This window comes from Mesorhizobium sp. M7D.F.Ca.US.004.03.1.1 (assembly GCF_003998635.1).
Classification (GTDB): domain Bacteria; phylum Pseudomonadota; class Alphaproteobacteria; order Rhizobiales; family Rhizobiaceae; genus Mesorhizobium; species Mesorhizobium loti.
In genome coordinates this window covers 1-2805 of the sequence record NZ_RZQG01000788.1, presented here as the reverse complement: position 1 = coordinate 2805, position 2805 = coordinate 1, and the positions used below count along the sequence as shown (strand labels likewise).

The 2805-nt window shown below is 63.9% G+C and carries 4 protein-coding genes; 3 read left to right on the top strand and 1 reads right to left on the bottom strand.

All coding sequences use genetic code 11. From position 1 onward, the window contains the following. Positions 1 to 391, bottom strand: a 391-nt coding sequence (locus tag EN935_RS29830; RefSeq protein WP_164771443.1) for an MGMT family protein, incomplete at its 3' end; no start/stop codon positions are given. 181 nt (positions 392 to 572) lie between these two features. Here EN935_RS29830 and EN935_RS29825 point away from each other — a divergent pair. From EN935_RS29825 to EN935_RS29815, 3 genes are all read left to right on the top strand, one after another. Further along, positions 573 to 1475 carry a lytic transglycosylase domain-containing protein gene (locus tag EN935_RS29825; RefSeq protein ID WP_109659944.1) on the top strand — a complete coding sequence of 301 codons (903 nt, stop codon included), beginning with the start codon at positions 573 to 575 and terminating at the stop codon, positions 1473 to 1475. A gap of 5 nt (positions 1476 to 1480) precedes the next feature. Next, a complete protein-coding gene (locus EN935_RS29820) occupies positions 1481 to 1969 on the top strand; it encodes a GNAT family N-acetyltransferase (RefSeq protein WP_127262810.1) in 489 nt (162 codons plus the stop codon). 411 nt (positions 1970 to 2380) lie between these two features. Next, a partial coding sequence (locus EN935_RS29815) for an extracellular solute-binding protein (protein WP_127373912.1) occupies positions 2381 to 2805 on the top strand: 425 nt, incomplete at its 3' end.

Sequence of the window (2805 nt, the reverse complement as noted above, 5' to 3'; positions counted from 1 at the left end):
CCCCGGTCTCACGGGCGAGCCCTGCATGGCCGGCGGTTTTTGCCAGCTCGCCATAGGTGGTAGTTTCGCCGAAGGACAGTTTTCGCGCCGCGTCGTAAATGGCGAGGCGGAAATCGTCGACGCCGTCGAGATCGACCGGCACGCCGGAGAAATCGACGTCCTCGCCCGCCGCATAGGCTTTGATCGCTGCGATCAGCTCGACCACCCATGGCGGCTGCGCCGTGGAGGCGGAAACGCCGCCATGGCGCAGCAGGCGCCGCTCCACCGCCTCGCGGCTGCGTTCGGGCAGGCAGAGCCGGATCAGGCCCTTTTCGCTCCACGCAATGCCCATGAAACCGATCACTGTTTCTAACACTGCGTGGCCGGCCGTGATCGAAGCTGTCGTGTCCATCATGCGTTCCTTTCCGCAAAGTGGCGAAAACCGGGATTCGTCCCAGTACATATCCAGAACAATATGGCATCACCGCCCGCGTCTCGCCACCCGAAAACCACCTGGTAGCCCCGATTGCCGGTCATGAATCGCTGGTGTAAGGGATTTCTTAACAACCCGACAAATCGGACCCGAGCGCGGCTTGCCAGCAAAACTCAACCTTATCGCGATCGGCGTGATCCTGGCCGCCGCCGGCATCAGCGGCTGCACGTCGACCTCGCAGATGAAATCTGCGCCTGCTCTTACCGAAACCGCGACCGTCGCCGGCACTGACGCCGGCTTCACCGTGCCGCTGCCGGAGACCGTTTCGGTGCTGCCGGAATCATCCGGTATTGCCCCCGTTCAGACAGCCGAGCTGCCGCTCGATCCCACCGCGCAACCGGCGGCAGTGACCGCCGCCTTCGCCGGTTCGACGCCGGCGGCACCAGCCGTGCCCGCCGTGATGACCGCCAATGCCTGGCAGGCGCCGCCGCCGGCAAATGCGAGCGAGCCGGTCAAGGCGGCCGAGAGCTATACGACCGCGGGGCTCGTCATGCCGGCGACCGCCAAGGGCGACCGGATGCCCGGCGTCCAGCAGGTCGCCTATGTCGTGCCGCAGAATCCGGCCGCCCTGGTGCAGGGTCCGGTCGGGCCGACGGAAGAACACGCGACGGGCGTGCGTGGCGATGTCGAGCGGCTGATCGAGAAATATGCCGCACTCTACCAAGTGCCGGTGGACCTGGTGCGCCATGTCGTCAACCGCGAGAGCACCTTCAACCCGAAAGCCTACAATAATGGCCATTGGGGGCTGATGCAGATCAAGCACGCGACGGCGCGCGGCATGGGCTATGACGGACCGGCCAAGGGCCTGTTCGACGCCGAGACCAATCTGAAATATGCGGTCAAATATCTGCGCGGCGCCTGGCTGGTGGCGGGCGGCAATGCCAAGAAGGCCGACTGGCTCTACCAGACCGGCTACTATTTCGACGCCAAGCGCAAGGGCCTGCTCGAGGCAACCGGCCTCGGTGTCGACCGCAAGCGCCGCCGCCTGCAGCCCGACGCCTGAGCGCGATGCCTGAACCGCGCCCGCCGGCTCTGAACGACATCCGGCTGCGCAAGATCCTCGACGAGACGCTGGTTCCGCCGCATTGGCCGGACGGTTTTGTCATGCGTAGCTTCGAGCCCGGTGATGCGCTGCCCCTGCATGCGCTGTTGACCGAGGTGTTCGACGACGGCACCGATGGTCCGTTCGACGAGTGGTGGCCGCGTATCGCGGACGATCCCGAATTCGACCCGGCACTGTGCTTCCTCGTCATCGACGCCAAGGGCCGGCTGGCGGCGGCGGCGCTGTGCTGGACCCGCGCCTTCGTGAAGGACCTTGCCGTTCATCCCGAAGCGCGTGGCAAGGGTATTGGCGAGGCGCTGATGTGGCACGCCTTCGCCATTTTTCACGAACGCGGTGCCGATCATGTCGACCTCAAGACCAACACGGTCGAGAATCCCGCCGCCGTCCGGCTCTACGAGCGGCTGGGGATGATGCCTGTCGCCTGGGAAGGCTAAAGCGCGTCGCGTTTGAACGGATTCAGGCGACGCGCTTTAGGTCTTTGTTTTTAGGCATGTCGTTTTCCCAAAACCGAGGTCACTTTTGGGCGACATGCATTAGGGTGTGCTGATATTCAGGTGATACCGGCCTGAAAAGCGACGGTTCCCTGCGCTTCCCCGTTCTACCGCGTCGCGGTAGAACTGAGCTCACGTACTCCAAGTACGCTCCGCTCCGGTTCTCGGTATCAGCCGCTTTCGACTCGGCCTGACCTGAATCTCAACACACCCTAATGCATGTCGCCCCACGCAGGAATGGCGTGATTTGGGAACCCAAAGCGCTGCTTCGCATTCAATGGAAGGTGGGGTCTGACAAGCTGCCGGCGCGTGGGAGGATTTTCCGTCGCCGGCCGCAGAGGGACATCCACCATCATGAAGCTTTTTCACGCACTCCTGGCGCTCGGCGTCGCCACCATGCTGGTTGGCACGCCGGCGCGGGCCGTCGAGCTGTCGATCGTGTCGGGCGATACCGGCGACGGCATCAAGGTGCTGCGCGAGATCCTCGACCGTTACGAGAAAGACAGCGGCAACAAGGTCAGCATCGTCGTCATGCCGACGTCCGGGACCGACCAGTTCGGCCAGTACCGGCTTTGGCTCGCCGCGGGAAACAGCGACATCGACGTCTACCAGACCGATGTCATCTGGGCGCCGCAGCTTGCCAGCCAGCTCGTGGATTTGACCGCAGCGACCAAGGACATCGTAGCTGAGCATTTCCCATCGATCATCCAGTCGCAGACCGTCAATGGCAAGCTCGTCGCCTTGCCGATCTTCACCGATGCGCCGGCGCTCTACTACCG